Origin of the sequence: Ideonella sp. A 288, assembly GCF_002198735.1 — a bacterium.
GTDB lineage: Bacteria > Pseudomonadota > Gammaproteobacteria > Burkholderiales > Burkholderiaceae_C > Pseudaquabacterium.
Window position 1 is genome coordinate 53,259 of record NZ_MWLO01000161.1, and the last position, 26,749, is coordinate 80,007.

The 26,749-nt window shown below is 72.0% G+C and carries 27 protein-coding genes; 11 read left to right on the plus strand and 16 right to left on the minus strand.

All coding sequences use genetic code 11. The annotated features are described in order from the left end of the window. Positions 1-121 precede the first annotated feature (121 nt). Entirely contained in the window at positions 122-280 is a 159-nt protein-coding gene (locus EOINJALH_RS29880) for a DUF3149 domain-containing protein (RefSeq protein WP_088287210.1), read from the plus strand. Between the two features lie 34 nt (positions 281-314). Here EOINJALH_RS29880 and EOINJALH_RS29885 read toward each other — a convergent pair whose 3' ends face one another. From EOINJALH_RS29885 to EOINJALH_RS29910, 6 genes are read right to left on the minus strand one after another with little or no spacing between them, the layout of a single operon-like run. Continuing rightward, positions 315-1,115 (minus strand): enoyl-CoA hydratase, encoded by an 801-nt coding sequence (locus EOINJALH_RS29885; RefSeq protein WP_088287165.1) that lies wholly within the window; start codon positions 1,113-1,115, stop codon positions 315-317. After that, positions 1,112-2,215: a diguanylate cyclase gene (locus EOINJALH_RS29890; RefSeq protein ID WP_088287167.1), complete on the minus strand. Its 1,104-nt coding sequence runs from the start codon at positions 2,213-2,215 to the stop codon at positions 1,112-1,114. The genes EOINJALH_RS29885 and EOINJALH_RS29890 overlap by 4 nt, the downstream gene beginning before the upstream one ends. Beyond that, positions 2,212-3,486: an MFS transporter gene (locus tag EOINJALH_RS29895; RefSeq protein WP_234414103.1), complete on the minus strand. Its 1,275-nt coding sequence runs from the start codon at positions 3,484-3,486 to the stop codon at positions 2,212-2,214. The genes EOINJALH_RS29890 and EOINJALH_RS29895 overlap by 4 nt, the downstream gene beginning before the upstream one ends. Next, entirely contained in the window at positions 3,483-5,336 is a 1,854-nt protein-coding gene (locus EOINJALH_RS29900; RefSeq protein ID WP_088287169.1) for an ABC transporter ATP-binding protein, read from the minus strand. The genes EOINJALH_RS29895 and EOINJALH_RS29900 overlap by 4 nt, the downstream gene beginning before the upstream one ends. Further along, positions 5,326-7,068, minus strand: a complete 1,743-nt coding sequence (locus EOINJALH_RS29905) for an ABC transporter ATP-binding protein (protein WP_088287171.1) — start codon at positions 7,066-7,068, stop codon at positions 5,326-5,328. The genes EOINJALH_RS29900 and EOINJALH_RS29905 overlap by 11 nt, the downstream gene beginning before the upstream one ends. Positions 7,069-7,098: 30 nt before the next feature. Continuing rightward, positions 7,099-7,860 (minus strand): SDR family NAD(P)-dependent oxidoreductase, encoded by a 762-nt coding sequence (locus EOINJALH_RS29910; protein ID WP_234414104.1) that lies wholly within the window; start codon positions 7,858-7,860, stop codon positions 7,099-7,101. 49 nt (positions 7,861-7,909) lie between these two features. On the opposite strand from EOINJALH_RS29910, the gene EOINJALH_RS29915 reads away from it, so the two are divergent. After that, positions 7,910-8,611, plus strand: a complete 702-nt coding sequence (locus tag EOINJALH_RS29915; RefSeq protein ID WP_144290226.1) for a hypothetical protein — start codon at positions 7,910-7,912, stop codon at positions 8,609-8,611. Positions 8,612-8,621: 10 nt separating this feature from the next. Here EOINJALH_RS29915 and EOINJALH_RS29920 read toward each other — a convergent pair whose 3' ends face one another. Together EOINJALH_RS29920 and EOINJALH_RS29925 are read right to left on the minus strand one after the other, a co-directional pair. Further along, positions 8,622-9,212, minus strand: a complete 591-nt coding sequence (locus EOINJALH_RS29920) for a flavin reductase family protein (protein WP_088287177.1) — start codon at positions 9,210-9,212, stop codon at positions 8,622-8,624. A gap of 26 nt (positions 9,213-9,238) precedes the next feature. Continuing rightward, entirely contained in the window at positions 9,239-9,874 is a 636-nt protein-coding gene (locus EOINJALH_RS29925; RefSeq protein WP_088287179.1) for an RluA family pseudouridine synthase, read from the minus strand. 20 nt (positions 9,875-9,894) lie between these two features. Between EOINJALH_RS29925 and EOINJALH_RS29930 the strand changes: the two genes are divergently transcribed. The 3 genes from EOINJALH_RS29930 to EOINJALH_RS29940 all read left to right on the plus strand — a co-directional run bounded on the left by EOINJALH_RS29930 (position 9,895) and on the right by EOINJALH_RS29940 (position 12,584). Further along, positions 9,895-10,467, plus strand: coding sequence for a Spy/CpxP family protein refolding chaperone (locus EOINJALH_RS29930; RefSeq protein WP_310732360.1), 573 nt, complete (start codon positions 9,895-9,897; stop codon positions 10,465-10,467). Between the two features lie 81 nt (positions 10,468-10,548). Next, positions 10,549-11,232, plus strand: coding sequence for a response regulator transcription factor (locus EOINJALH_RS29935; RefSeq protein ID WP_088287181.1), 684 nt, complete (start codon positions 10,549-10,551; stop codon positions 11,230-11,232). Continuing rightward, positions 11,229-12,584, plus strand: a complete 1,356-nt coding sequence (locus EOINJALH_RS29940; protein WP_088287183.1) for a HAMP domain-containing sensor histidine kinase — start codon at positions 11,229-11,231, stop codon at positions 12,582-12,584. The genes EOINJALH_RS29935 and EOINJALH_RS29940 overlap by 4 nt, the downstream gene beginning before the upstream one ends. Before the next feature lie 12 nt (positions 12,585-12,596). On the opposite strand, the gene EOINJALH_RS29945 is transcribed toward EOINJALH_RS29940, so the two are convergent. Both EOINJALH_RS29945 and EOINJALH_RS29950 read right to left on the minus strand, forming a co-directional pair. Next, positions 12,597-13,430: a DUF3047 domain-containing protein gene (locus EOINJALH_RS29945; RefSeq protein ID WP_158219952.1), complete on the minus strand. Its 834-nt coding sequence runs from the start codon at positions 13,428-13,430 to the stop codon at positions 12,597-12,599. 233 nt (positions 13,431-13,663) lie between these two features. Further along, entirely contained in the window at positions 13,664-13,924 is a 261-nt protein-coding gene (locus tag EOINJALH_RS29950; protein ID WP_144290227.1) for a hypothetical protein, read from the minus strand. 429 nt (positions 13,925-14,353) lie between these two features. Between EOINJALH_RS29950 and rsgA the strand changes: the two genes are divergently transcribed. Both rsgA and EOINJALH_RS29960 read left to right on the plus strand, forming a co-directional pair. Then, a complete protein-coding gene (gene rsgA / locus EOINJALH_RS29955; protein ID WP_234414105.1) occupies positions 14,354-15,445 on the plus strand; it encodes a ribosome small subunit-dependent GTPase A in 1,092 nt (363 codons plus the stop codon). A gap of 40 nt (positions 15,446-15,485) precedes the next feature. Next, the gene (locus EOINJALH_RS29960) at positions 15,486-16,676 is read left to right on the plus strand and encodes a GGDEF domain-containing protein (protein ID WP_088287189.1); all 1,191 of its coding nucleotides are present in this window, start codon (positions 15,486-15,488) and stop codon (positions 16,674-16,676) included. Positions 16,677-16,718: 42 nt separating this feature from the next. Here the strand turns inward: EOINJALH_RS29960 and EOINJALH_RS29965 are convergent, their stop codons facing one another. Then, a complete protein-coding gene (locus EOINJALH_RS29965) occupies positions 16,719-17,924 on the minus strand; it encodes a tryptophan--tRNA ligase (protein WP_088287191.1) in 1,206 nt (401 codons plus the stop codon). A gap of 126 nt (positions 17,925-18,050) precedes the next feature. Between EOINJALH_RS29965 and purN the strand changes: the two genes are divergently transcribed. Then, positions 18,051-18,683 carry a phosphoribosylglycinamide formyltransferase gene (purN, locus tag EOINJALH_RS29970; protein ID WP_088287193.1) on the plus strand — a complete coding sequence of 211 codons (633 nt, stop codon included), beginning with the start codon at positions 18,051-18,053 and terminating at the stop codon, positions 18,681-18,683. Positions 18,684-18,689: 6 nt separating this feature from the next. Here the strand turns inward: purN and EOINJALH_RS29975 are convergent, their stop codons facing one another. Next, positions 18,690-18,926, minus strand: coding sequence for a DUF1653 domain-containing protein (locus tag EOINJALH_RS29975; protein ID WP_088287195.1), 237 nt, complete (start codon positions 18,924-18,926; stop codon positions 18,690-18,692). Between the two features lie 34 nt (positions 18,927-18,960). On the opposite strand from EOINJALH_RS29975, the gene EOINJALH_RS29980 reads away from it, so the two are divergent. The 3 genes from EOINJALH_RS29980 (at position 18,961) to EOINJALH_RS29990 (ending at position 22,718) form a co-directional block, all read left to right on the plus strand. Beyond that, complete coding sequence (locus EOINJALH_RS29980) at positions 18,961-20,220, plus strand: RsmB/NOP family class I SAM-dependent RNA methyltransferase (protein ID WP_088287197.1); 1,260 nt, start codon at positions 18,961-18,963, stop codon at positions 20,218-20,220. A 127-nt stretch (positions 20,221-20,347) separates the two neighbouring features. Then, a complete protein-coding gene (locus EOINJALH_RS29985) occupies positions 20,348-21,571 on the plus strand; it encodes a fatty acid desaturase (RefSeq protein WP_199873514.1) in 1,224 nt (407 codons plus the stop codon). 106 nt (positions 21,572-21,677) lie between these two features. Then, complete coding sequence (locus EOINJALH_RS29990; protein WP_088287199.1) at positions 21,678-22,718, plus strand: low specificity L-threonine aldolase; 1,041 nt, start codon at positions 21,678-21,680, stop codon at positions 22,716-22,718. 31 nt (positions 22,719-22,749) lie between these two features. On the opposite strand, the gene EOINJALH_RS29995 is transcribed toward EOINJALH_RS29990, so the two are convergent. The 4 genes from EOINJALH_RS29995 to EOINJALH_RS30010 all read right to left on the minus strand — a co-directional run bounded on the left by EOINJALH_RS29995 (position 22,750) and on the right by EOINJALH_RS30010 (position 26,605). Continuing rightward, positions 22,750-24,018 carry a TRAP transporter large permease gene (locus tag EOINJALH_RS29995; RefSeq protein WP_088287201.1) on the minus strand — a complete coding sequence of 423 codons (1,269 nt, stop codon included), beginning with the start codon at positions 24,016-24,018 and terminating at the stop codon, positions 22,750-22,752. After that, the gene (locus EOINJALH_RS30000) at positions 24,015-24,569 is read right to left on the minus strand and encodes a TRAP transporter small permease (protein WP_088287203.1); all 555 of its coding nucleotides are present in this window, start codon (positions 24,567-24,569) and stop codon (positions 24,015-24,017) included. The genes EOINJALH_RS29995 and EOINJALH_RS30000 overlap by 4 nt, the downstream gene beginning before the upstream one ends. A gap of 69 nt (positions 24,570-24,638) precedes the next feature. Beyond that, positions 24,639-25,673 (minus strand): TRAP transporter substrate-binding protein, encoded by a 1,035-nt coding sequence (locus tag EOINJALH_RS30005; protein WP_158219953.1) that lies wholly within the window; start codon positions 25,671-25,673, stop codon positions 24,639-24,641. A gap of 149 nt (positions 25,674-25,822) precedes the next feature. After that, a complete protein-coding gene (locus EOINJALH_RS30010) occupies positions 25,823-26,605 on the minus strand; it encodes an SDR family NAD(P)-dependent oxidoreductase (RefSeq protein WP_088287206.1) in 783 nt (260 codons plus the stop codon). Between the last annotated feature and the right edge of the window lie 144 nt (positions 26,606-26,749).

Here is a 26,749-nt window from a genome sequence, read left to right on the forward strand (position 1 = left end):
GCATTGCCCCCCGCGCCCTGGTGGCACGGGGGGCTCTTTTTTTATGGATTGAGGCATCGCAAGGAAGCCTCTGCCCAATTGGCGTCTGATGGCGGGTGTCGACAACCCCCTGGAGTACCAGATGCACGCACTGCGCGACTTCTTCACCACCGACTACGGCCTGATGAGCGCTGCGGTCATCGCCTTCACGCTCGGCATGGGGGTGTTCTTCAGCCGCTACATCTCGCGGCATATCCGCGAAGACACCGAAGCCGCGATGCGGGCCCAGAAGGGCCGCTGAAGGCCGCTGCGGGCCGGAAGGCCCGGCGGCAGGTTCAGCTGGCGCGGTTGCGCGCCAGCACCCCGGCGCGGCGCTGTTCCACCGCGTCGGCCGACACGGCCCCGTTGAAGGCGGTGGCGCGCTCGCGCTCCAGCGCCAGGCCGGCGCCCAGCGCCAGGGCATGGCCGTCGTTGATGACGGCCTTGTAGCGCACCAGCATCTCGGGCAGGCAGGCCAGCATCTCGCGGGCCATCGCCTCAGCCTCGGCCAGCAGCGCCTCGGCCGGCACCACGCGGTTGACGAAGCCCCAGGCCGCGGCCTCGTCCGCCGAGACCCAGCGCCCGGTGAGCGACACCTCGCGCGCCCGGTACACCCCGATGGCGCGCGACAGGCGCTGCGACAGGCCCCAGCCCGGCGCCACGCCGATGCGCGCATGCGTGTCGGCAAAGCGCGCCTGCGGGCTGGCCAGCAGCACGTCGCAGGCCAGCGCCAGTTCGAAGCCGCCCGTCACCGCCACGCCGTTGACGGCGGCGATCACCGGCCCGCCGAAGCGGCCCAGGGCCTGCACCGGATCGCGTGCCGCAGCGCGGCCGCCCAGGCTGCCCTGGCCGGCGCCGATCTCCTTCAGGTCGAGGCCGGCGCAGAAGGCGCGGCCTGCGCCGGTGAGGATCAGCACCCGCACCGCCGGGTCGGCCACCGCCGCGTCGACGGCATCGGCCAGCGCCGTCATCAGCGCCACCGACAGGGCGTTCATCGCCTGCGGACGATTCAACGTGAGCACGGCGAAGCCGGCGGGGTCGATGCGGGTGGTCAGCACCGCAGGCACCCCGGCCTCGGCGGGTGAATCGGTGGTCATTGCAGGATCTCCACGCGGTTGCGGCCGTTGCGCTTGGCCTGGTAGAGCGCCGCGTCGGCGCTGTGCACCAGCGACGACACGCCGGCGCCGGCCATCGGCACGCTGGCGGCCACGCCGATGCTGACGCTGACGCTGTAGCCGCCGACCACGATGCTGCTGAAGTCTGCGCTGGCCACGGCCTGCCGGATGTGCTCGGCGATCTCCATCGCGCCGGCGACGGCCGTGCCGGGCAGCACGATGGCGAACTCCTCCCCGCCAAAGCGCGCGGCCATGTCGCCGGCCCGCCGCACGTTGTCGCGGATCACCGCGCCGACGCGGGCCAGGAACAGATCGCCCACCTGGTGGCCGAACAGGTCGTTCAGCGACTTGAAGTGGTCCACGTCGACCATCAGCAGCCCCAGCGGGGCGCCGTCGCGCAGGGCGCGGTACCACTCCTTCTGCAGCGTGGTGTCGAACTGGCGGCGGTTGGGCAGGCCGGTGAGTGCGTCGGTGGCGGCCAGCGCCGACAGTTCGGCGTTGACCTGGCCCAGCGCGTCTTCGGCGCGGCGCCGCTGTTCGGCGTCGCGCAGCGTGACCAGGTAGTCGCCCAGCCCGTTGCCCGGTGGCAGCGAGGCCACCCGGGCCTCCACCCACAGCGTGCTGCCGTCGCGCCGCTGCGCGCGGAACAGGTCGGGGCCGCGGCCCTGGCGGGCGGCGCGGGTGAAGTGGCGGGCGATGAACGCGGCACGCTCGTCGGTGACCAGCAGGTCGGCCACGGTCAGGCCGAGCAGGTCGCCCGGCTCCCAGCCCAGCATCGTGATCGCGGCCGGCGAGGCGTACTGGATGTTCAGGTCGAGGTCGGCCGCGATCAGCAGGTCGATCGAGTGCTCGGCCAGCAGCCGGAAGCGCGTGTCGGCATCGCCGGGGCCACGACGACCGGGGTCGACCGGCGCCCCGATGGTGAGCACGCTGCCGTCCACCAGCGTGGTCGACAGGCCGCGGTCGTCCGACCGGTGGTGCCGGTTGGCCAGTTGCAGCTGGCCCTGCGGGTCGCTGAGGGCGAAGCCCTGGCCCAGGCTCTCGAGCAGTTGCGACAGCGCCCGGGCGTCGTCGTCGGTCATCGCGATGCCCCTGGCGGCGTGGCGACGCTCTCGGCCACGAGCCGGTCGCGCGCAGCCAGCGCTGGAAACAGCCGAGTCCACACCCCCACGACGACCAAGGTACCGATCCCCCCCGAGACCACCGATCCTACCGCCCCCAGCCACGCCGCCATCGCGCCGGACTCGAACTCGCCGAGCTGATTGCTGGCCCCGATGAAGATCGAATTGACCGCGCTCACGCGGCCGCGCATGGCATCGGGCGTTTCCAGCTGCACCAGGGTCTGGCGGATCACGACGCTGACCATGTCGGCTGCCCCCGACAGCGACAGCGCCAGCATCGACAGCCACAGCTCGCGCGACAGGCCGAAGACAATGGTGGCCACGCCGAAGGCCGCCACCGAGCCCAGCAGCCAGCGGCCCGAGCGCCGCTGCACCGGCCAGCGCGCCAGCACCACCGACATGGCCAGCGCGCCCACCGCCGGCGACGAGCGCAGCAGCCCCAGCGCGGCCGGCCCGGCATGAAGGATGTCGCGCGCGAAGATCGGCAGCAGCGCGGTGGCCCCACCCAGCAGCACCGCGAACAGGTCGAGCGAGATCGCCCCCAGCACCACCGGCCGCTGGCGGATGAAGGCCAGCCCGGCCAGCAGCGTGCGCATCGACGCCGGCTCGCGCGAAGCCACCACCTCCCGGGGCCGCAGCCCGGCCGTCCAGGCCAGTGCCGCGACGAAACCCGCGGCCGACAGCGCATGCACCGCCTGGGGCCCGGCGGCATAGACCAGCCCGCCGATCGCCGGCCCGGTGATGATGGAGCCCTGGATGGCGCCGGACGACAGCGCCAGCGCACGCGGCAGCGCCGCCATCGGCACCAATTGCGGCAGCAGAGCCTGCGAGGCCGGCATCTGGAAGGCGCGCACCGCGCCCAGCACCATCGACAGCGCGAGCACGCCCTCGCGGCCCAGCACCTGCCGGTGCGAGGCCCAGGCCAGCACCAGTGCCACCGCGCACTGCATGGCCAGCGCCAGCAGCAGCACGCGGCGGCGGTCGTGGCGGTCCACCAGATGGCCGGCCGGCAGCGCCAGCAGCAGCGCCGGCACGAACTGCGCCAGGCCCACCAGGCCCAGGTCCCAGGCGCTGCCGGTCAGGTCGTACATCTGCCAGCCCAGGGCCACCATCATCATCTGGCCAGCGGTGGTGGACGCCCACCGTGACAGCCAGAAGCGGCGGAAGCCGCGGTCGCGCAGCAGCGGGGGGCCGCGGTCGGGTTCGGCGGCGGGGTCGACGCCGCCGCTCACTCGGCGGTCCCGGCTTCGAGCTGCTGCAGCGTCACCAGGCGCTGGTAGCGGCCGCCGTCCAGCGCCATCAGCTGGGCATGCGTGCCGCGCTCGACGATGCGGCCGTGGTGCAGCACGACGATCTCGTCGGCGTCGCGGATGGTCGACAGCCGGTGCGCCACCGCCAGCACGGTGACCTGCCCGCGCAGCGCCGACAGTGCGCGCTGCACCACCGCCTCGGTGCCGCTGTCGATGTGCGAGGTGGCCTCGTCGAGCAGCAGCAGGCGCGGCTGGCCGGCCAGCGCGCGGGCCAGCGCGACGAGTTGCTTCTCACCCACCGACAGCCGTGCGCCGCCTTCGCCCAGCGGCGTGTCGTAGCCGTGTTCCAGCCGCTCGATCACCCCGTGCACGCCGGCGGCGCGCGCCGCGGCCTCGACCTGTGCGCTGGTGATGAGTCGGCCCATCGCGATGTTCTCGCGGGCGCTGGCGGCCAGCAGGAAGGGGTCCTGCAGCACCAGGCCCACGGCCTGCCGGAAGTCCTCCTGGCCGATGGCGCCGGGCGCCTGGCCGTCGATCAGCAGCGTGCCGGGGGGCGCCTCGTAATAGCGCAGGATCAGCGCGAGCAAGGTGCTCTTGCCGCTGCCGGTGTGGCCGACCAGGCCGACGAAGCGGCCGGGCGGCACCTCGAGGTCGATGCCGTGCAGCACCGGGCGGCCCGGCTGGTAGGCGAAGTCCAGCCCGCGCACCGTCAGCCGGCCGGCGCTCACGCGGCCATCGGCCGTGGCCTGCGGTGCCTCGGCCTCGTCGAGCAGCGTGTTCACCCGCGCCGCCGACACCACCGCCTGCTGCACCTGCGAGAACTGCATGGTGATCTGGATGAGCGGCTCCACCACCCGTGCGATGTAGGCGACGAAGGCATACAGCACGCCCACCTCGGCCGCGCCCAGCGCGCCGCCCGCGCTGCGCAGCCCGAACACCGCGATCACCGCGGCGATCATCGCCACGTTGAGGAAATCGAGCGCCGGCCGCAGCAGCCAGGCGTTGGCGCGCATCTCGTCGAGCCGGGCCCGGTAGTGCGCCTCGTTGACGCTGGCGAAGCGCTCGCGGAAGGCGCCTTCGGCCACGCAGGCCTGCACCGTGGCCATGCCGGCGATCGACTCGGCCGCCTGGGCATTGATGTCGCTGCGCAACGACCGCGCCCGCGTCACCGCCGGCGCCGACAGCCGCTGGTACAGCCAGACGATGCCCACCACCGCAGGCACCAGCAGCGCGACGATGAGCATCAGCTGCGCATCGAGCCAAGCCATCGCGGCCATCATGCCGACCAGCATGATCACGCTGTCCAGGCCGACGAACAGCACCTGCACGTACAGCATCTTCACCGCCTCGGTGTCGTTGGTGACGCGGCTGACCAACTGGCCGGTGATGGCGCGGTCGAAGAAGGCCATGGGCAGCCGCAGCACATGGCCGTAGACCGCCTCGCGGATGCGCTGCACCGAGCGCATGGCCACGCCGGACAGTCGCAGCAACTGGCGGTAGCGCACCCAGGTGGCCGCGCAGCCGGTGAGCCAGGCCCCCAGCAGCAGGCCGGCGATGGCCCACAGGTCGGCGTCGCGCGGCAGCAGGTGGCGGTCGATGAAGGCCTTGCCCAGCACCGGGCCGGCGGCCTCCAGCGCCGCGGCCAGCATCAGCCAGGGCACGGCCCGGCGCAGCGCGCCGATCTCGGGCCGCGCGGCCCGCCACAGCAGCGCCCGGGCGGCGCGGCGCTGGGCCGCCGCCGTGGCCGCCGTGAGCGGCGTGGATGGTGCGCCCGGGGCGTCCGCCGCCGCCTCACCCGCCGCCGATTCACCCGCCTTCGATTCAGTCGGCATCGAGCGAGGCCTCCAGCTGCTGCACCCGCCACTGCGTTGCGTACCAGCCGCCCAGCGCCAGCAGCTCGGCGTGGGTGCCGCGCTCGGTGAGGCGGCCGTGGCGCAGCACGACGATCTCGTCGGCGTCCACCAGCGCCGACAACCGGTGGCTGACCACGACCACGCTGCGCCCGCGCCGCTGGCCGCGCAGCGCGGCCAGGATGCGCGCCTCGGTGTCGGTGTCCACCGCCGACAGCGCGTCGTCCAGCAGCAGCAGCGGCGCCTCGGCCAGCAGCGCGCGGGCGATGGCCACGCGCTGGCGCTGGCCGCCCGACAGCGTGATGCCACGCTCGCCCACCGGCGTGTCGTAGCCCTGCGGCAGGTGGGCGATGTCGTCGTGCACCGCGGCCAGGCGCGCCGCCGCCTCGATCTGCGCGCGCGTGGCGTCCGGACGCGCCAGCGCGATGTTCTCGGCCACGCTGGCCGAGAACAGGAAGGGCTCCTGCGCCACCCAGGCCACCTGGCGCCGCAGCGCCGTCACCGGCAGCTCGTGCAGCGGCACGCCGCCCCAGTGGAGGGCGCCCGTGGCCGGCGTCCACTGCCGCAGCAGCAGCTTCAGCAGCGTGCTCTTGCCCGAGCCGGTGGGGCCGACCACGCCGAGCGTGCGACCGGGCTCCAGCGTCACCGACACGCCGTCGAGCGCCGGCTCGGTCTGGCCGGGGTAGGTGAAGCCCACCTGCTGCCAGGCGATGGTGCCCGACGGTGCCGCGGCATGCACGCCGTCGTCGTCCACCGACAGCGGGGCTTCGAGCACCGGCGCCAGCCGCGCCCAGGCGGCGCGGCCGCGCTCGACCAGGCTCAGCACCCAGCCGGCGGCGAACATCGGCCAGATCAGCTGGCCCAGGTACATGCCGAAGCTGGTGAGCTGGCCCACCGTCATCTGCCCATGCCACACCAGCCAGCCGCCGAAACCCAGCGACAGCGCCACCGCGGTGCTCAGCGTCAGTCCCACCGCGGGCTCGTAGGCGGCCTCCCAGCGCTGCGCCGACAGGCTGGTGTCGGCGGCGCGGCCGGCCAGGCCGGCAAACTGCGTGGCGTTGCGTGATTCGAGGCCCAGCGAGCGCAACGTGCGCACGCCGGAGAACGATTCCTGCACCTGGTCGTTCAGCGCACCGAAGGCGGACAGCGCCTGGTGCGAGGCCTCGTGCATGTGGCCCGAGATCCACCAGAAGGCCAGCGCCATCGCCGGGAAGGGCATCAGCACCACCAGCGCCAGCCGCCAGTCGACGCCCAGCGTCATCGTGGCCACCACCAGCGCCAGCGTCAGCGTGCCGTCGAAGCCGGCCAGCAGGGCTTCGCCGGCCGCCATCTCGACCGTGTCGACGTCGTTGGTGGCCAGCGCCATCAGGTCGCCGGTGCGGCGCTGCTGGAAGAACTGCGGCCCCTGCCGCATCAGGCGGTCGTACAGGCGCACGCGCAGCTCGACGCCCAGGCGGTACGAGGTGGCGTAGAGCTGGATGCGCCAGGCCACGCGCAGGCCGTAGATCACCACGCCGGCGGCCAGCAGCCAGGCCACCTCGCGCCACAGCGCGGGGCCGACCAGGCGCTGCGCCACCAGCCCGTCGACCATCGCGCCCACCTGCCGCGGCAGCCACACCCCCAGCAGCGCGATGGCCGCCAGCATCGCCGCCGCCGAGGCATAGGCGGGCCAATGGCGGCGCACGAAGCCGCCGATCAGGCCGGACAGGGTCATGGGGGTCTGCAACGGCCGCCGGCGCAATGCTCAGGCCGCGTCGCGGATGTCGGCCACCGGCTCGTCGCCGAAGTCGGCACGCGCCAGGCGGGCCAGCAGCATCTGCGCACAGGCCTGCGGGCTGAGCAACAGGCCGTCGGCCTGCAGCTTGGCGAAGCGCTCGCGTTCGGGGAACAGCGCCGCATCGGCGCTGCGCAACTGCACCTGCATGTCGGTGTCGATGACGCCCGGCGCCATCGACACCACGCGCGCGCCGTGCGGCCGCGCCGCCTGCTCCAGCGCCACCGCGCGGGTGAAGTGGTCCATGCCGGCCTTGGCGGCGCAATAGGCCGCGCTGCCGGCCATCGCGCGGCGGCCCAGGCCGGACGAGACGTTGAGCACGCGGCGCGGCATGGTCCACCCGTCGGTGGCCTGCAGGAAGGCGGCGGTCAGCAGCAGCGCCGCCTCCAGCCCCACGCGCAGCGCGGTCGACAACTCGGCCAGCGGCGCCCGGCCCAGCGGCGCCGGGGTGCTGACGACGCCGGCGTTGTTGATCAGTGTGACGCTGGCCAGGCCGGCCGGGGCCTGGCCCGACAGCCAGGCGATCAGGCGCTCGGCCACCGGGCCGGGCTCGGCCAGGTCGACCTGCCACTGGGTGAGCGACGCGCCCGCGGCCTCGGCGCGCGCCTGCAGCGCGTCGTTGCGCTGGCGCGCCAGGCCCAGCACGGCGTGGCCGGGTTGCAGCAGTTCGGCCACCAGGGCGGCGCCGACGCCGCGCGACGAGCCGGTGACGATGGTGAGGTGGGTGTTCATGCCCGGCAGCATAAGGGCAACGCGACGCGCGTCCGCGACAATGGCCGCCATGAAACACCCCATCGTGATCGCGCTCGGCGCCGGCCTGGCCGTGCTGCTGGTCGCCTTCCTGTTCCCGCTGCTGCACATGGGCCGCGGGGCCCCGCCCGCACCCGCCGCGACGGAGCAGCAACTGCCCTGGCAGGCCGAGGCGCGGCCCGATGGCACGCTGGCCGTGTTCGGCCTGGCGCTGGGCCGCGACACGCTGGCCGATGCGCAGGCCCGCTTCGGCGACAACCTGCAGACGGCGCTGGTGGCGCGGCTGGGCGAGGCCGGCGTGCTGGAGGCGCTGGTCGACCCGTTCAGTGCCGGCTTCGTCAGCGGGCGGCTGGTGCTGTCGTTCGACGTGCCGGCGTCCACGCTGCTGCGCTGGCGCGAGCAGTCGTCGAAGTCCGAACCGATGGAAGGTGGTGTGCGCCGCTTCGGCCTGCCCGCCGACGCCCTGCCCGAGGCCCGCGCCGCGCGCATCGCCGGCCTGAGCTTCGTGCCCGCGGTGAAGCTGGGCGAGGCCGACGTGCGGCAGCGCTTCGGCGCGCCGGCCCAGACGGTGGAGCAGAGCGACGGCTCGCGCGTGCTGCTGTACCCCGAGCGCGGCCTGTCGGTGGCCGTGGCCGCGTCGGCCACCAGCCGCGGCGTGCTGCAGTACGTGGCGCCACGCGACTTCGAATCAAGGCTGCGGGCGCCGCTGGCGGCCTCGGCGGTGGCGCGTTAGCCTCGTCGGCTCATTTCGGGTCGATCACCCGCCCCAGCACCGCCTCGCCGGGCAGCAGGTAGGCCCCGCCGCTGGTGTGGTGCAGGGTGCGCAGCGCCGCATCGGCCCGGTCGAAGTGCCAGCGGCCGGCCGAGAACACGCGGTCGTCGGCCTGCGCCGCCACCACCTCGGCCAGGAACAGGTCGTGCGCGCGCTGCAGGTCGGGCCAGGCGATGACGCGGCATTCGAGCCAGGCCACGCAGCCGTCCACCAGCGGCGCATCGATGAGTTTGGCGTCGAAACAGCCGATGCCGTGCACCACGAACTTGTCGGTGCCGGCCTCGGCCAGCGGCCGGCCAGACGTGTTGCCGACGGTGGTGACCAGGTCGGCCTGCGCCGCGCAGGGCACCTGCAGCGCGAAGCTGCCGCTGGCCTCGATCAGCCCGCGGGTGAAGGTGCTCCTGTCGACCACCACCGCCACCTTGGGCGGATCGAAATCCAGCGGCATGGCCCAGGCCGCGGCCATCAGGTTGCGCTGGCCGCCGTGGGCGGCGCTGACGAGCACCGTAGGGCCGTGGTTCAGCAGTCGATAGGCCTGGGGCAGCGGAACGGGTTGGCGCATGGGTGACGGTCGGATGGGTGGCGGGCTCAGAACGGCGCCGGGCTGTCGAATCGGCAGCGCGTGCGCTGCACCGGGTGCTCGAGCGACAGGTGGCAGGCGTGCAGCAGCAGGCGGGGCGCCGCGGCGGCCACGTCCGGCGACGCATACAGCGCATCGCCGACGATCGCATGGCCGATGGCCGACAGGTGCACGCGCAACTGGTGCGTGCGCCCGGTGACCGGTTCCAGCGACAGCCGGGTGCGGCCGGCGGCGAGGTCGCGCCCCAGCACGCGCCAGCAGGTCAACGACGGCTTGCCGGCCAGGCGGTCCACCTGGCGCCGCGGGCGCTGCAGCCAGTCGGCACCGATGGGCAGGTCGATCTCGCCGGCGTCGTCCGCCAGCAGGCCGTCGACCACCGCCACGTAGACCTTGTCGATGCGCCGCTGGGCGAAGGCCATCGACAACTGGCGCTGCAGGTCGGCACCGCGGGCCATCAGCATCAGGCCCGAGGTGGCCATGTCGAGCCGGTGCACCACCTGCGCGTCGGCGTGCACCGCCTGCACCCGGGCCGCCAGGCAGTCGGCCTTGTCGGCACCGCGGCCGGGCACGGCCAGCAGGCCGGCGGGCTTGTCGGCCACGATGATCGCGTCGTCGAGGTGGATCAGCGGCGGCAGGGGCTTCACACACCGAGCATAGCGGCGACATGAAACGATACACGGCGATACCGCGGCGAAAGGACACCGGGGCCGCCAAGGCCGACCATGGCGACATGTTCAACCCGACCTCACGAAGGTTCACCATGACACCCTGGATCAAGCGCACCCTCATCGGCCTGTTCGGCGCCAGCGTGCTGTTCGGCGGCCTGGCCGCCTGCTCACACCGCCCGCACGGCCCCGGCGGCTGGAGCATGTCCGAAGCCGATTCGGCGCAGATGCGCGAGCGCATCATCGACAAGGCCACGCGCGAACTGTCGCTCGACGAGGCGCAGAAGGCCAAGCTGGGCACGCTGGCCGACGCGGTGAAGGCCCAGCGCGCCGCGCTGATGGCCGGCGGCACCGAGCCGCGGGCCGAGTTGCAGTCGCTGGTGGCCGGCGCGCAGTTCGACCGGGCCAAGGCCCAGTCGCTGATCGAGTCCAAGACCGCCGCGGTGCGCGACAAGTCGCCCGCCGTCGTCACGGCGATGGCCGACTTCTACGACAGCCTGAAGCCCGAGCAGCAGCAGAAGGTGCGCGACTTCATGGCCCGCGGCCGCGGCCACCGCGGCTGGCGCGGCTGATCCCGCCGGCAGGCGCCGGCACTTGAAACCAGGGCGCGTGTGCGAGCATGCGCCCTGCCCCCGCTTCAAGTCCCCCCAGCCATGCACCGACTGCTGCTGATCGACGACGACGAGCACCTCGCGCCACCGCTGGCCGCGTACCTGCGGCGCTTCGACTTCGAGCTGGTGTCCGCGCTGCGCCCCAGCGACGGCCTGGCGCGGCTGGCCGAAGGCGGCATCGACGCGGTGATCCTGGACGTGATGCTGCCGGAGATGGACGGCTTCGAGCTGTGCCGGCGCATCCGCCGCGACAGCGACATCCCGGTGCTGATGCTCACCGCCCGCGGCGACCTCACCGACCGCGTCGTCGGGCTGGAACTCGGCGCCGACGACTACCTGCCCAAGCCGTTCGAGCCGCGCGAACTGGCGGCGAGGCTGCAGACCATCCTGCGGCGCGCGCGGCCGACCGCGCCGGACGCGTTGTCGCAGGTACTGCGCTTCGACGGCCTGGACATCGACGTCGAGCGGCGCGAGGTGCGGCGCCGGGGTGAGGTGCTGGCCCTCACCGGCACCGAGTTCGAACTGCTGCTGATGCTGGCGCGCGAGCCGAACAAGGTGTGGAGCCGCGACGACATCCTCAACCGCCTGCGCGGCCGCGAGGCCGACCTGCACACCCGCGCGGTGGACATCCTGGTGAGCCGGCTGCGGCGCAAGCTGGAGCCGCTGCAGTGCATCAAGACGCTGCGCAACGCGGGCTATGCCTTTGCCGCGGGACGGGCGGGATGACGGCGGCACAGGCGCCCGCCGCGTCCTCCCAGCCGGGCCGCCGGCACGGCTGGCGCGCGCTGCGGCATTCGCTGCGCCATTCGCTGCGCCATTCGCTGCAGTGGCGGCTGGTCGCGCTGTTCCTGGCGCTGGCGCTGGGCACGACGCTGGTGTTCGTCGCCGGCACGCGCGAGGTCTTCTCCACCGGCTGGCGCGAACTGGTGCGGCCGCTGGTGGCCGACTACATCGACCGGCTGGCCGCCGAGGTGGGCGACCCGCCCGACCTGGCCCGCGCCCAGGCGCTGGCGCAGCGGCTGCCGGTGTCGGTGGCCGTCCAGGGCCCGCGGCTGCAGTGGGCCTCGCGCCCGTCGCGGCGCGACGGCCCGCACGACCCCGCCTGGCGCGCCCTGCTCACCCGCCACACCGCCGACGGCCACGAGCTGCGTTTCGGGCTGGACGCCTGGCGCTGGGCCGACGAGCGGCCGCGCTGGTTCGGCGGCCTGACGCTGGCCGCGCTGCTGGCGCTGACCGGCGCGGCCTACCTCACCGTGCACCGGCTGTTCCGGCCGCTGAACGACATCCGCGCCGGCGCCCGGCGCTACGAGGCCGGCGACTTCAGCCAGCCGATCCCGAAGCGCCGCCGCGACGAGCTGGGCGAACTGGCCGACCAGGTCAACGCGATGGCCGGCGGCCTGCAGCGCATGCTCGAAGGCCAGCGCGGCCTGCTGCTGGCCATCAGCCACGAACTGCGCTCGCCGCTGACCCGCGCCCGCCTCAACACCGAACTGCTGGACGACAGCCCCGAACGCCAGGCGCTGCTGCGAGATCTGGCTCAGATGCGCGACCTGATCGCCGGCCTGCTGGAAGGCGAGCGGCTCACCGGCGGCCGGGCCACGCTGCACTGCGAGCCCACCGACCTGAACCGCCTGGTGCGCGAGCTGGTGGACGCTCAGTTTGCCGGCCAGGCCGTGACGCTGGACCTGGACCCTGCCGTGCCGGCCCTGATGCTCGACCCGGCCCGGGTGCAGTTGCTGGTGCGCAACCTGCTGGACAACGCATTGCGGCATGGCGCCGACGCGGCACGGCCGCCGGTGCTGAGCACACGCGTCGATGCCGACGCGCTGACGCTGACCGTGCGCGACCACGGCCCCGGCGTCGAGGCCGCGCAACTGGCGCGCCTGGCCGAGCCGTTCTACCGGCCCGACGCCGCGCGCACGCGCGACCGTGGCGGCGTCGGCCTGGGGCTGTACCTGTGCCGCCTGGTGGCCCGGTCGCACGGCGGCCGGCTGGACCTGCGCCGGGCCGAGCCCGGGCTGGCGGCGAGCGCGGTCCTGCCGCTGGCCGCAGTGGCCGTGGCGACACGGCCGGATTGAACGCGACAGCGCTCAGGCGGCGGTCAGCGTGATGTCGCCGTAGAAGGCCTCGAGGTCGAGCTTGAGCGCTTCGCTGTCGGTGAGCACGCCGACGCTGTCGATGCGGCCCGGCGCCTCGCCGAAGACCTTGGCGTAGTCGGCCACCACGTCGCGCTGATGGTGGCGCCAGGGGCCGGTGCGCGCGTCGCCGCTCTCGACCGTGAGGTAGCGGATGCGGCTGGTGCGGTGGTTGACGATCACCGTGCCCGGGGGCACCTGGCTGTCCCACACGTACATCAGCGTCGCATAGGGCAGGCGGTGGCCGGTGAACAGTTCCACCTGCTCGTAGAACAGCCGCTCGCGCACCGACAGGCGGGCGATGTCGCCGTCGAAGGCCAGGATCACACGGGCCGGGCTGTCATCGAGGTGCGGGTCGGCCACCGTCGCGCCCACCGGCGCGCGCGGCACGCGCCAGCTGAAGCGCAGCACGCCCTGGCGCTGCGGGTCGATGTCGACGGGGCAGCGCAGGCCACTGGTGGACGATGAGGCATGGGCCCGCAGCACCGGCGACCGACCTTCGTCGACCAGCGCATAGTGGGTGGTGCTGCGATCGCGGCGCATCACATAGGGCTGCCAGCCGGGTGGCAGGCCACCCGCCGAACCGGCAGAAAACGGCGCCACGGCATCGGCCGGCGGCGGCGCGGGACCATCGACCGGAAGGGCCGGCAAGGCCGCCGTCCGCGGCGTGGCGCAGCCGCTCAGTCCCGCCGAACCGGCCAGGCCCGCCACACCGGCCAGCCCCCAGCGCAGCAGGGAGCGTCGGGCCAGGCGGGGCTGTTCGATCGTCGGGGCTTGTGCGTGAACCATCTCTGGGTATCGGCGGCGGCAGGACGGCTTTGAGCCTCCCGTCGCGACATTGCTGAGGCATGACGCACACATTCTGCCGCCGTTCGCCCGCCATGCGAGCCCTGGCGAACCCGGCACGACCAGGTGGCCAACCCGCGAGAGCGATCAGGGGCCGGACGACGTCGGCAGGGCCGCGGCGTCTGGGACGCCGCGGGAGGCAGGCCGCCCCCTGGGTGCGGCCAGCCCCGGAGGGCTCAGTGGCCGCTCTGGCTGTTCGACCGCTGCACCGCGCCACGCAGGTCGGCGGCGAAACTGGGGTCCGACGCCTCGATGCGGCTGGCCCAGGCCAGCACTTCCTCGGGCGTCTGCGGCTCGTTCTGGCGGTGCGCGAGCTGCCAGCGGTCGATGCGGCGGATGCCGTTGATCAGGGCGGCCGCCATGTTGGCGAACCAGAGCGACCCGCGCGGAATCGTGATCCGAGTGGGGCGACCGAAGCTCATCGAAGCGGAGGACATGGTGTTTTCCAATCTGCTGCGCGACCCGAAGCGGGTCTTGCTGCGGTGCAGTATAGGGTTTTTACTTATCCCGGTTGCACCGAACAGGTATAGGAAATGCCGTCAATCGAGATCCTTCACACGGTGGACGCCACGGGCTCCCGGCGCTTGACGGCGGTGTGGCGCCCGCCGCACACTTCCAGTCCTCTCGACACCGACCCCAGGAGGCTGCCATGACGCCGATTGCCCAAGCCCCCCTGTCGGGCCGCCCGCGCTGACGCCTTAGCGCCTGCTGGCCGGTCGCCGGTTCCGCCGGTTCCCGTTCTCACGCGCCGCCCCTCGGCGCGCGTCCGTCCCGACCTTCCCCCTGCCTTGGCCACCGCGTGAGTTCACGCGGGGCTGCCTGGTGCCGCGTGCCGGCACCGCCTTCGCATGGATGGTTCGACCGACATGAACGGTTTCCTCGATCTCACCGCGCTCGGCCGCCTCGGCTGGACAGGCGCGCTCTCCCCCACCGATCTCGACCGGGCCGGCGCCGATGGCCTGCGGCCGATGCGCGTCGTCGAAGTGCAACGCGATCACCTGCTGCTGCACGATGGCCACGACACGCACCGGGCCGGGCTGAGCCGACCGCTGGCCGAGGCCACCGCGGCGCAGCACGATGCCCTGGCTGTGGGCGACTGGGTGCTGGCCCGGCCGCACGGCAGCCCGGGCTGGCTGGCCAGCGAGCTGCTGCCCCGACACAGCGTCGTTGCCCGGCGCACCCACGACGGCCGCGGCGGCGTGCAGCGCCAGGTGCTGGTGGCCAACGTCGACACGGCGGTGCTCGTGATGGGCCTGGACCACGACTTCAACCTGCGCCGGCTCGAGCGCTACCTGGCGCTGGCGCAGTTGTCCGGTGTGGCCGCGGTGCTGATGCTGACCAAGGCCGACAGCCTGGGCGACGGCGCCGTGCACGATCGGCTGGCCGACGCCCGCGGCGTGCTGCCGGCGCAGGTGCCGGCATTTGCCGCGGACGGGCGAGACGCCCACGCGGCGCAGGTGCTGTCGCCCTGGCTCGGGTCGGGCCGCACCGTGGTGCTGCTGGGCTCCAGCGGCGCCGGCAAGAGCACGCTCACCAACACCCTGCTGGCCGATCAACGCCAGGACACCGGCCCGGTGCGCGAGGACGACAGCCGGGGCCGCCACACCACCACGGTGCGCACGCTGCAGCTGGCGGCGCAGGGCGGCTGCATCATCGACACACCGGGCCTGCGCGCCCTGCGCCTGGACGTGACCGACGAGGACGACCTGGCCGCCACCTTCGGCGACATCGCCCAGTGGGCCGAGCGCTGCCGCTTCCGCGACTGCCGCCACACGACCGAGCCCGGTTGCGCCGTGCGCGAGGCCGTTTCGCCGGAGCGCCTGCGCAACTACCACAAGCTGCTGCGCGAATCGATGCGCGACTCGCGCAGCGCGCTGGAACGGGCGGCCGAGGTGGCGCAGTGGAAAGTGCGCCACAAGGCGGCGACCCGGCGTGCCCACGCGAAGCGTGGGGATTGAGGCCTCAGGCCATCGGCCGTTACCATGGCCGTTCACTCCCATGACCCTGCACGTCCCCACCCTGATCCTGGCCCTGCTGCTGGGCTTCCTGCTGCTCACGCTCGAGCTGGCGGTGTCGCTGCCACGTCTGCGCAACCGTCCCGAGTTGCGCATCTGGACGATCGGCTGCTGGGCCCTGCTGGCCGGGTTCTGCGCGCTGGCGCTGCGGCCGGTGATCCCGATGTGGCTCTCGGTGGTGGCCGGCAACAGCCTGATCTGCATCGGGATGCTGCACTACAACAGCGCCTTGCATCGGCTGCTGGGCCGCCCGGTCAACCGCCTGTGGATGACGGCCGGCATGGTCATCGCGCCGCTGGGCATCGTGGCGATGCTGGGGTGGCCGTTGAACCAGCGCACGTCGGTGCTGTCGCTGGTGTTCGCGGCGATCCTGGTGCCGTGCGTCGTGCTGATCGTGCAGTACGGCTGGCGCGCCGAACGCTCCTTGCGCACCGTGGCCGTCACCATGGCCCTGGCGGTGGCCGCGCTGCTGGTGCGTGCAGCGCACAGCTGGACGCACCCGCTCGAGTACACCGACCTCATGCAGGCCAGCCTGGGCCAGGGCCTGACCTTCCTGATGGCCTTCATGTGCATGATGGGCGCCGGCGTCGGCTTCGTGCTGGCGGTGTTCGAGCGCGTCGCCAGCCAGCTCGAGGCGCTGGCCACCACCGACGGCCTGACCGGCTGCGTCAACCGCGCCACCACCGACGCGATGCTGGTGCACGAACTCCAGCGCGGTCGCCGCATCGGCGCGCCGGTGACCTTCGTGCTGCTCGACCTCGACCACTTCAAGAAGATCAACGACCGCCACGGCCACCGCACCGGCGACACCACGCTGCGCATGACGGCACGCACGATCCGCGACTGCCTGCGCCAGTCCGACGTGCTGGGGCGCACCGGCGGCGAGGAGTTCGGCCTGGTGCTGCCCGGCACCGACCTGCCCGGCGCCATGCGCCTGACCGAGAAGATCCGCGCCGCCGTCGAGGCCATGCCCATCATCGATGACCGGGCTCAACCCGTGCGTGTCACGCTGTCGGCCGGCATTGCGGTGGCCACGCCCGATGACACCGTGAGCCCCGACCACCTGTATGGCCGCGCCGACAAGGCGCTGTACGCCGCCAAGCGGGCCGGCCGCAACCGCGTGCAGACCTACGGCGGCAAGGACGTGTCCACCTTCGCGCCGCTGGGCCCCTGACGGGCCGGGGGCCTTGGCAGCCCCGGGCGGCGAACTGCTCCGTCAGTAGTTGAGGCCCATCGCCTCGCGCACGTCCTTCATCGTCTGCCGGGCCACGGTTCGCGCGCGCTCGGTGCCCATCTCGACGATCCAGTGCACCTGCTTGGGGTTGGTCAGGTAGGCCTCGGCGCGCTCGCGCCAGGGCTGCTGCTCCTTCAGGATGGCGTCGATCACGGGCTGCTTGCAGTCGAGGCAGCCGATGCCGGCGGTGCGGCAGCCATGGGCGGCCCATTCGCGGGTGGGCTCGTCCGAGTAGACCTGGTGGAACTTCCACACCGGGCAGCGGTCGGGGTCGCCGATGTCGGTGCGGCGCACGCGCTGCGGGTCGGTGGGCATGCGGCGCACCTTCTGCGTGACCATCGCCGGCTCTTCGCGCATGTCAATGGCGTTGCCGCGGCTCTTGCTCATCTTGTCGCCGTCCAGGCCCGGCAGCTTGCTGGTCTCGGTGAGCAGCACGCCGGGTTCGGTGAGCACGCTCTTGCCGGCGCCCTTCAGGTGGCCCAGCAGCAGCTCGGCGGTGTCGCTGTCGATGGCGCCGGCGGCCTGCGCCTTGCGCACCACCGATTCGCCCCGGGCCAGCACCTCGGGGGCGCCGTCCTGGCCGTAGGCCTTGCGCTGCTTCTCCACATAGCGGGCGTCGTCCTTGCCCAGGCGCACCAGGGCGTCGGCCACCTGCTGGTCGTGGTCGAAGGCGCGGCCGTAGAGGTGGTTGAAGCGGCGCGCCACCTCGCGGGTGATCTCGACGTGCGGCGCCTGGTCTTCGCCCACCGGCACGAAGGCCGCCTTGTAGATCAGGATGTCGGCGGCCTGCAGCAGCGGGTAGCCCAGGAAGCCGTAGGTGGCCAGGTCCTTGTCCTTGAGCTTCTCGATCTGGTCCTTGTAGGTGGGCATGCGCTCCAGCCAGGACAGCGGCGTGCCCATGGCCAGCAGCGTGAACAGTTCGGCGTGCTCGGGCAGGCGGCTCTGGATGAAGATGGTGGCGCGCTCGGGGTCCACCCCCGCGGCGATCCAGTCGATGACCATGTCGTAGACGGTCTTCTCGATGATCGAGCGGTCTTCGTAGTGCGTGGTCAGCGCGTGCCAGTCGGCGACGAAATAGAAGCAGTCGTAGTCCTGCTGCAGCTTCACCCAGTTCTTCAGGGCGCCGTGGTAGTGGCCGAGGTGCAGCGCGCCGGTGGGGCGCATGCCAGAGAGAACGCGTTGTCGCATGGTGGGTCGCTTCGGTGAAGGCCCGGATTCTCGCAGACGTAAACTGACCACTGCGCCGCCCTCCCGCCCGTCCGCCGGCGCGCTCGTCAGCCCGCTCGCCCGCCGTTCCGACCCCCCTGTCCCGCCATGAAGCGCATCGTCCTCCTCGTCTCCGGCCGCGGCAGCAACATGCAGGCCATCGTGCAGCGCTGCGCCGCCGAGGGCTGGCCGGCCGAGGTGGCCGCGGTCATCGCCAACCGCCCCGGCGCTGCGGGCCTGGACTTCGCGGCCTCGCAGGGCATCGCCACCGCGGTGGTCGACCACCGCGCCCACCCCTCGCGCGAGGCCTTCGACGAAGCCTTGGCCGCCGAGATCGACCGCCACCGCCCCGACCTGCTGGTGCTGGCGGGCTTCATGCGCATCCTGGGCGATGCCTTCGTGCAGCGCTACGCGGGCCGCCTGCTCAACATCCACCCGTCGCTGCTGCCGGCCTTCCCGGGGCTGCACACGCACCGGCGGGCGCTGGAGGCCGGCTGCAAGGCGGTGGGCGCCACGGTGCACTTCGTGACGCCTCAGCTCGACCACGGGCCGATCGTGATGCAGTCGGTGGTGCCGGTGCAGCCCGGCGACGACGAGCACTCGCTGGCCGACCGGGTGCTGGCCACCGAGCACGTGATCTACCCGCTGGCCGTGCGCTGGTTCGTCGAAGGCCGGCTGCAGGTGGACGCCGCCGGCATCGTGCACCAGACCGACGGTGCCTCTCAGCTGCTGCTGGGCTGACCGGCCCTAGCCGACGCGCGTGAAGCGCGGCTGCGCCACGCCGTCGATCACCACCGTCTCGAAGAACATCGCGTGCGGCCGCACCCACCAGCCACCGTCGGCCTGGTACAGCGGCCGGTAGACCACCAGCGGCTCCAGCGTCTCGCTGTGGCGGGCCACGCCGATGAGCTCGTAGTCCAGGCCCTTGTAGTGGCGATAGCGGCCCAGGGGGGTGGCGGGCAGCGGCGGCAGGTCGTCGGTCATGTCGATGCGGGGCCTGGGCGGGATAATCGGGCCGATGCATCCTACCGCCCTGCTCGACCTGGCCACTGAACTGCTGCGCTCGTTGCAGAAGCTGGACGCTCCCGCCGACAGCATGGTCTCTGCCTTCTTCCGCCGCCACCGCGCACTGGGCCCGCGCGAGCGCCACGCGCTGGCCGAGACCGCCTACGCCGTGCTGCGGCGCCGCCCGCTGATGCTGCACCTGGCGCAAAGCGGCACCGGCGCGCTCGAGCGCCGCCTGGCCATCCTGGCCTGGGCGGGCACCGACAGCCTGCTGCGCGGCGCGCTCGGCCCGAAGGAGATCCAGTGGAAAGCCCAGGTGCTGGCCCTCGACCGTGCGGGCTTTTCCGACAAGCTGCGCCACAACCTGCCCGACTGGTTCGCCGGCCAGTTGCGCAAGGAACTCGGCGACGAGACCTTCTGGAAGCTGGTCGACGCCATGGACGCCCAGGCCCCGCTCGACCTGCGCGTCAACATCCTCAAGGCCAAGCGCGAACAGGTGCAGGCCGACCTGGCCGCGGCCGGCATCGAGGCCGAGATCACCCCGTTCTCGCCCTGGGGCCTGCGCATCCACGGCAAGCCCTCGCTGAACAAGCTCGAGCTGTTCAACCGCGGCGACGTCGAGGTGCAGGACGAAGGCAGCCAGTTGCTGGCGCTGATGGTCGACGCCAAGCGCGGCGAGATGGTGGTCGACTTCTGCGCCGGTGCCGGCGGCAAGACGCTGGCCCTGGGCGCATCGATGCGCAACACCGGCCGGCTGTACGCCTTCGACGTGTCGGGCCACCGGCTCGAGTCGCTGAAGCCGCGGCTGGCGCGCAGTGGCCTGTCGAACGTGCACCCGGCGCAGATCGCCCACGAGCGCGACGACCGCATCAAGCGCCTGGCCGGCAAGATCGACCGCGTGCTGGTCGATGCCCCCTGCTCGGGCCTGGGCACGCTGCGCCGCAACCCCGACCTGAAGTGGCGGCAGTCCCCGCAGGCCGTGGTCGAGTTGCAGGCCAAGCAGACGGCCATCCTCGACAGCGCGGCGCGGCTGCTCAAGCCGGGCGGCCGCCTGGTCTACGCCACCTGCAGCCTGCTGCGGGCCGAGAACGAGGACGTCGCCACCGCCTTCACCGAAGCGCACCCCGACTTCGTGCCCTTGCCGCTGGACAAGGCCCTGGCCGCTGCCCACATCGGCCGACCGGCCGAGCTGATCGAGGGTGGTTATCTGCGCATGTGGCCCCATGTGCATGGAACGGACGGCTTCTTCGCCGCCGGATGGCTGAAGCGCTGAGCCGTCGATCGCTGGGCCAGGCGCCCTGCACGACCGGGTGTGGGCGTGGATTTCCCCCGATCGACGCGGGGTGGTCGACGCCTACAATTGAAACATCGCCCGCTCCTTGGGCGGCAAGGCACTGCACATGATCGATTTCTCGGTGGTCCACAACGCATTGGTCAACTGGCTGGCCGATGGCCTGTGGTCGACCGCCACCTGGTGGCAGGTGCTGCTGGCGGCACTGGCGATGACGCATGCCACGATCCTGGGCGTCACGATCTTCCTGCACCGGGCGCAGGCGCACCGGGCGCTCGAACTGCACGCCTTGCCGGCGCACTTCTTCCGCTTCTGGCTGTGGCTGACCACCGGCATGGTCACCAAGGAGTTCGTCGCGGTGCACCGCAAGCACCACGCCAAATGCGAGACGGTGGACGACCCGCACAGCCCGCAGACCCGCGGCCTGAAGGCCCTGCTGCTCACCGGCGTGGAGCTGTACCGCGCCGAGGCCAAGATCCCCGAGACCATCGCCAAGTACGGCCACAACACGCCGGACGACTGGATCGAGCGCAACCTCTACACCCGCTTCAGCTGGCAGGGCGTGGGCGTGATGCTGATCCTGGACGTCGCCATCTTCGGCGCCATCGGCCTGACCATCTGGGCGGTGCAGATGGCCTGGATCCCGATCATGGCCACCGGCATCATCAATGGCCTGGGCCACTGGTGGGGCTACCGCAACTTCGAGAGCGCCGACGCATCGACCAACGTGTCGCCCTGGGGCATCGTCATCGGCGGCGAAGAGCTGCACAACAACCACCACACCTACCCCACGTCGGCCAAGTTCTCGGTCAAGCCCTTCGAGTTCGACATCGGATGGGGCTACATCCGCCTGATGGAACTGGTGGGCCTGGCCAAGGTGCGCAAGACCATCCCGCAACTGCAGACCGGCCCACTGAAGCCGGTGGCCGACTCCAAGACGCTGGAAGCGCTCATCGCCAACCGTTACGAGGTGATGGCCAAGTACGCCAAGGAACTGCGCGCCGCCTGTGCCACCGAACTCGAGCGGCTGCAGGCGCAGGGCAAGGGCAGCCGCGTGGCCGCCGATCTGCAGATCGCCAAGCGCTGGCTGCACCGCGACGACGCCAAGATCCCGGACGAGGTGAAGCCGCAACTGGCCAGCGCGATGGACGCCAGCCCGCAGCTCGCCAAGCTGGTCGCCATGCGCGAGGAACTGCGCCTGATCTGGACGCGCACCAACGTCTCGGCCGAGCAACTGGTGCTCGACCTGCAGGCCTGGTGCAAGAAGGCCGAGGCCAGCGGCATCGTTGCGCTGGAAGAGTTCTCGCTGCGTCTGCGGGCCGCACGGGCCTGAACCGCCCGCCCAGCAGCGCGCAGGCCGGACTGCGGCCTGGCCTTCGCGACCTATGGCGCAGCGTCGTTCCGGGTCGATCGCCCGGCCATGACACTGGACGTCTGCGATGACCGCACCGATCGACCTGCGCTCCGACACCGTCACCCGGCCAACCGACGCCATGCGTGCGGCCATGGCCAGCGCACCGGTCGGTGACGACCAGTACGGCGAAGACCCCAGCACCAACCGCCTGCAGGCCCGCATGGCCGAACTGCTGGGCAAGGAAGCCGCCGTGTGGCTGCCCACCGGCACCATGGCCAACCAGGTGGCCCTGCGCACACTGACACGGCCGGGCGACGAGGTGGTGGCCTGCCGCGAATCGCATGCCGCATGGCACGAGCTGGGCGGTGCGGCGGCCAATGCCGGCGTGCAGATCCACGAAATCGGCCAGGGTGGCCTGTTCACCGCCGAAGACCTGCGCGCCGCCACGAAGCCCCGCAACTTCGCGATCTTCCCGACCACCACGCTGGTGCAGATCGAAAACACGCACAACCGGGCCGGCGGCGTGGTGGTGCCCCAGCCCGAGGTGCTGCGCATCTGTGCCGTCGCGCAAGAGCTGGGCCTGTCCACCTTCCTGGACGGTGCCCGCCTGTGGAATGCCAGTGCCGCCAGCGGCCTGGCGCTCGACGCCCTGGCCGCACCCTTCGACCTGGTGGCCGTGGCCTTCAGCAAGGGATTGGGTGCCCCCGGCGGGTCGCTGCTGGCAGGCTCGAAGTCGTTGATCGCCGCGGCCGACCGGCACCGTCGGCGCATGGGCGGCGCGATGCGGCAAAACGGCATCTTCAGCGCCGCGGCGCTGCATGCGCTGGACCACCACCTGGCGCGCCTGCCCGAGGACCATGCCAACGCGCGGGCCTTCGCCGAGCGCCTGGTGGCCGGTGCCCCGGTGCAGCTGGACCTGTCCACGGTGCAGACGAACATCGTGGTCTTCCACCTGCCGGCGTCTCTGGCGCTCGACGCGCCAACCCTCAGCGCCCGCGCCCGCGAGCACGGCGTGCTCGTCAACGCCTTCGGCGCACGCACCGTGCGTGCCGTGACGCACCTGGACGTGACACGCGCGCAGTGCGAGTCTGCGGCCGACGTGCTGGTGGCCTTGCTGACCCGCTGAGGCGGCCATGGCCGGTGCGGGCAGGCCTGCGCTAGAACTTCCCGTCCACCAGGTACATCGCGATCCAGGGCTGCCAGATCACCATGGCCAGGCACAACATCATCAGCAGGATGAACGGCACGGCGGCCTTCACCAGCAGGCCGAAGGGCTGCTTGAAGGCGGACATGGCCACGATCAGGTTCAGCCCCACCGGCGGCGTGAGGAAGCCGATCTCGAGGTTCAGGATCATGATGATGCCGAACACCACCTTGTTGAAGCCGTAGGCCTCGGCCACCGGCGCCAGCAGCGGCGCCAGGATCAGAATGGCCTCGCCGGTGGTCATCAGGCAGCCCACGCCCAGCAGCAGCAGGTTGACCAGCAGCATGAACATCAGCGGGCTGGAGATGAAGCTCTGCATGAAGGCCACCATCTGGCCCGGCACCCGGTGCTCGATGAGCACGATGTTCAGGCTCAGCGCCACCGCCAGCACCGGGAACAGCGAGCCGCCGAGCTTCGACTGCTCGAGCACCACGTTGTAGAAGTCGCGCGGCTTCAACTCGCGGTGGATGAACATCTCGACGAACATCGCATACACCAGCGCCACGGCCGCGGCCTCGGTGGCGGTGAAATAGCCGCTGTAGATGCCGCCCAGCAGGATCACAGGCATGGCCATGGCCCACACGCCCTCGCGCAGCGCGGTGGTCAGCTCGCCCCATTCGAACGACTGCGTGGGCATGTGGCGGCACATCACCATCGCGTAGACCGACATGACGGCCAGGATGAGCAGGCCCGGGCCCACGCCGGCCAGGAACAGGTCGGTGATCGACGCCTCGGTGACCAGGCCGTAGATGATCATCGGGATCGACGGCGGGATCACGATGCCCAGGGTGCCGCCCGACATGATCGTGCCCAGCGAGAACTTGTTGTCGTAGCCGGCGGCGCGCATCGCCGGGTACATCACCGAGCCAATGGCCAGCATGGTGACGATCGACGAGCCCGAGATCGCCGCGAACACGCCGCAGCTCAGGATGGCGGCCACGGCCAGGCCGCCGGGCAGCGGCCGCGTGATGGCGGCCACCACGCGGATCAGCCGCTTCGCGGTGCTGCCCTGCGTCATCACGTTGCCGCACAGGATGAACAGCGGGATCGACAGGATCAGCTCCTTGTCGAGCGCCACCCACATGTCCTCGAGGATGTAGTCGAGCTGGCCCTTGCCCCAGGCGATCTGGACGAAGGCGGCGATGGCCAGCAGCAGCACCACCAGCGGCTGCCGCAGCAGCAGCAGCACGGCCACCAGGGCCAACAAGGCGACGATCGTCATTCCTGGAACTCGGGCGGCAGCGGCCGCAGCGCCGGCCAGGCGGCGAAGAAGAAGTAGCGCAGGCCGGCCGACAGGAAGCCCAGCGGGATGGCCAGCTGGATCGGCCAGATCGGGATGTCGAAGGCCTGGGCGCGCAGGTCGGCCGCCATCGTCGAGCGCACGTAGACCCAGCCGTACCAGGCCACGCCGAGCATGAACACACCGGTGACGACGTCGGCCAGCCGGTTCATCGTCGGCCCCCAGGCCGCCGGCACCCAGCCGAAGCCGATGCGCGGCAGCAGGTGGCTGCCGGTGGCGGTGGCGATGCCGATGCCCACGAAGCTGCCCACCACCAGCGCGTAGACGCTCATCTTCTGCGAGGCGAACACGCCGGCCTGGCCCTTGATGTCGAAGGCGCGGAAGATCGGGCCGATGAGTTCGCGCCCCACCACGTCGGCAATCAGCACCACGGCGATGAAACCGAAGGCGCACACGGCGATCAGGCACTCGGTGCGGTGCCACAGCCCGACCACGCGCCGGGCCAGCGCAGGTGCGGCGGGGTCGGCGCTCACGAGACCACCCTCCGCGCGGCGCGCGCCGGGGTTCGCGCCTGGCGGCCCGGCGCGCTCACGGCCGCCGCGTCACTTGGCGCAGGCCTTGCGACCGGCTTCCATCGTGGCGAAGAAGGCCTCGGACGTGCCGCCGGTCTCCTTCACGATCTTCGGGTACACCGGCTCGAGCTGCTTGCGCCAGGCGTCGCGCTGCTCCTGTGTGGCCACCACGATCTGGCCGCCGGCCTTCTCGTGCATGCCGTAGAGCACGCCTTCGAAGCCGCGCACCTCGGCGCGGTACTGCGACGACGGCGTGCGCTCGCCCGCCTTCACCAGCGCGTCTTGCAGGTGCTTGGGCAGCTTGTCGAAGGTGGCCTTGTTCATCAGCGTCAGCGCCGGCGAGTCGTACACGCCCAGGCGCGTGGCCACCGGCGCCACCTTGGTCAGGCCGGAGGGCAGCGCGAAAGTGATTGGCGTCATCACCACGTCGGCCATGCCGGTCTGGAACGCCGGGATCCACTCGGGCAGGCCCAGCGGCGTGGGCGACGCACCCAGCGACGAGAAGAACAGCGATTGCGTCTTGTTGGCGTAGATCGCGGCCTTGGCGCCGTTGAGGTCCTTAGGCGCCAGGAAGGGCTTCTTGCCGAACAGCTCGATCGAGCCGACCTCGGTCCAGCCGAGGAACTTGACGCCCTTCTTATCGTAGAGCTCGGCCACCGGCTTGGTCATGTGGTTGTCGAGCACGCAGTCGAACTCGGCCACGTTGCGGAAGTAGAAGGGCATCACCAGCAGCGCCACCTCGGGCACCACCAGCGCCGCGGCGCCCGAGGCATAGCCGCCCATGTCGATGCGGCCGCGGGCCACCTGCTGCACCGTGTCCTGCTCGCTGCCGAGGGCCGAGTTGAGGAAGGGCTGGATCTTCAGCTCGCCCTTGCTCTCTTCCTCGACATGCTTGGCGAAGCGCTCGATCTGCGTCACCCAGGGGTTGCCCTTGGGCGGGGCGCCCGAGCTGTAGCGCAGCTCGATCGGCTTCTTGTCCTGCGCTGCCACGCCGGTCGACATCGACAGCATCGCACACCCCACGGCGGCCATCAAGGCGGCCGCCGGCACGTGGGTTTGCATCATGGGCTGGTCTCCTGGGGTTCTTCTGGCACGGGGCGTCCGATGGTCGCCCGCTTTCGGCCGATGTTGCGAGGCCGGCCCAGGGGCCGCCATCCAGATCGGCCCTAGGGCCTCGGGCAATCCCCGAGATCCCGGGCCCGCTGGCGCCATGCTCAGCGCGGCGCCATGCGGATGGCGCCGTCCAGCCGCACGCACTCACCATTGAAGTAGCCATTGGTCAGCATGAACTCGGCCAGCGCGGCGTACTCGTCGGGGTCGCCCAGGCGCTTCGGGAAGGGCACCGACGCGGCCAGCGCCGACTTGATGTTGTCCGGCAAGCCCTGCAGCAGCGGCGTGGCGAAGATGCCCGGCAGGATGGTGTTGACGCGGATGCCCTCGGACATCAGGTCGCGCGCGATGGGCAGCGTCATGCCGACGATGCCGGCCTTGCTGGCCGAGTAGGCGGCCTGGCCGATCTGCCCGTCCTGCGCCGCCACCGAGGCGGTGTTGACGATGGCGCCGCGCTCGCCGTCGGCCAGCGGCGGCAGCGTCATCATGCCGGCGGCGGCACGGGCGATGCACCGGAAGGTGCCGACCAGGTTGATCTGCAGGATGCGGTCGAAGTTCAGCGTCGGGAAGGTCTTGATCTCGCCGGTGGCCTTGTCGCGGCTGGCCGTCTTGATGCCGTTGCCGGTGCCGGCGCAGTTGACGAGCACGCGCTCTTGGCCGATGGCCGCCCGGGCCTTGGCGAAGGCGGCGTCGACCTCGGCGTCGGAGGTGACGTCGACGCGGCAGAACACGCCGCCGAGTTCGCGTGCCAGCGCTTCGCCGGCCTCGGCGTTCAGGTCGAACAGTGCGACGCGCACGCCGCGACTGGCCAGCCGGCGGGCCGTGGCCGCACCCAGGCCGGAAGCGCCGCCGGTGACGACGGCGGAAACGGAAGCATCGAGTTGCATGGTGGCGTGTGGCGGGTGCAGTGGATCAACTGCCACGCTACCCCGTCCACCGCCGGCTGCCCATCGTCGAAAGCCCGCAGGCCGGCGCGACGGCCGCCCGTGGGTGCGGGCTCAGCCGGCGCGGCGCAACGTGCCCGCCCAGCC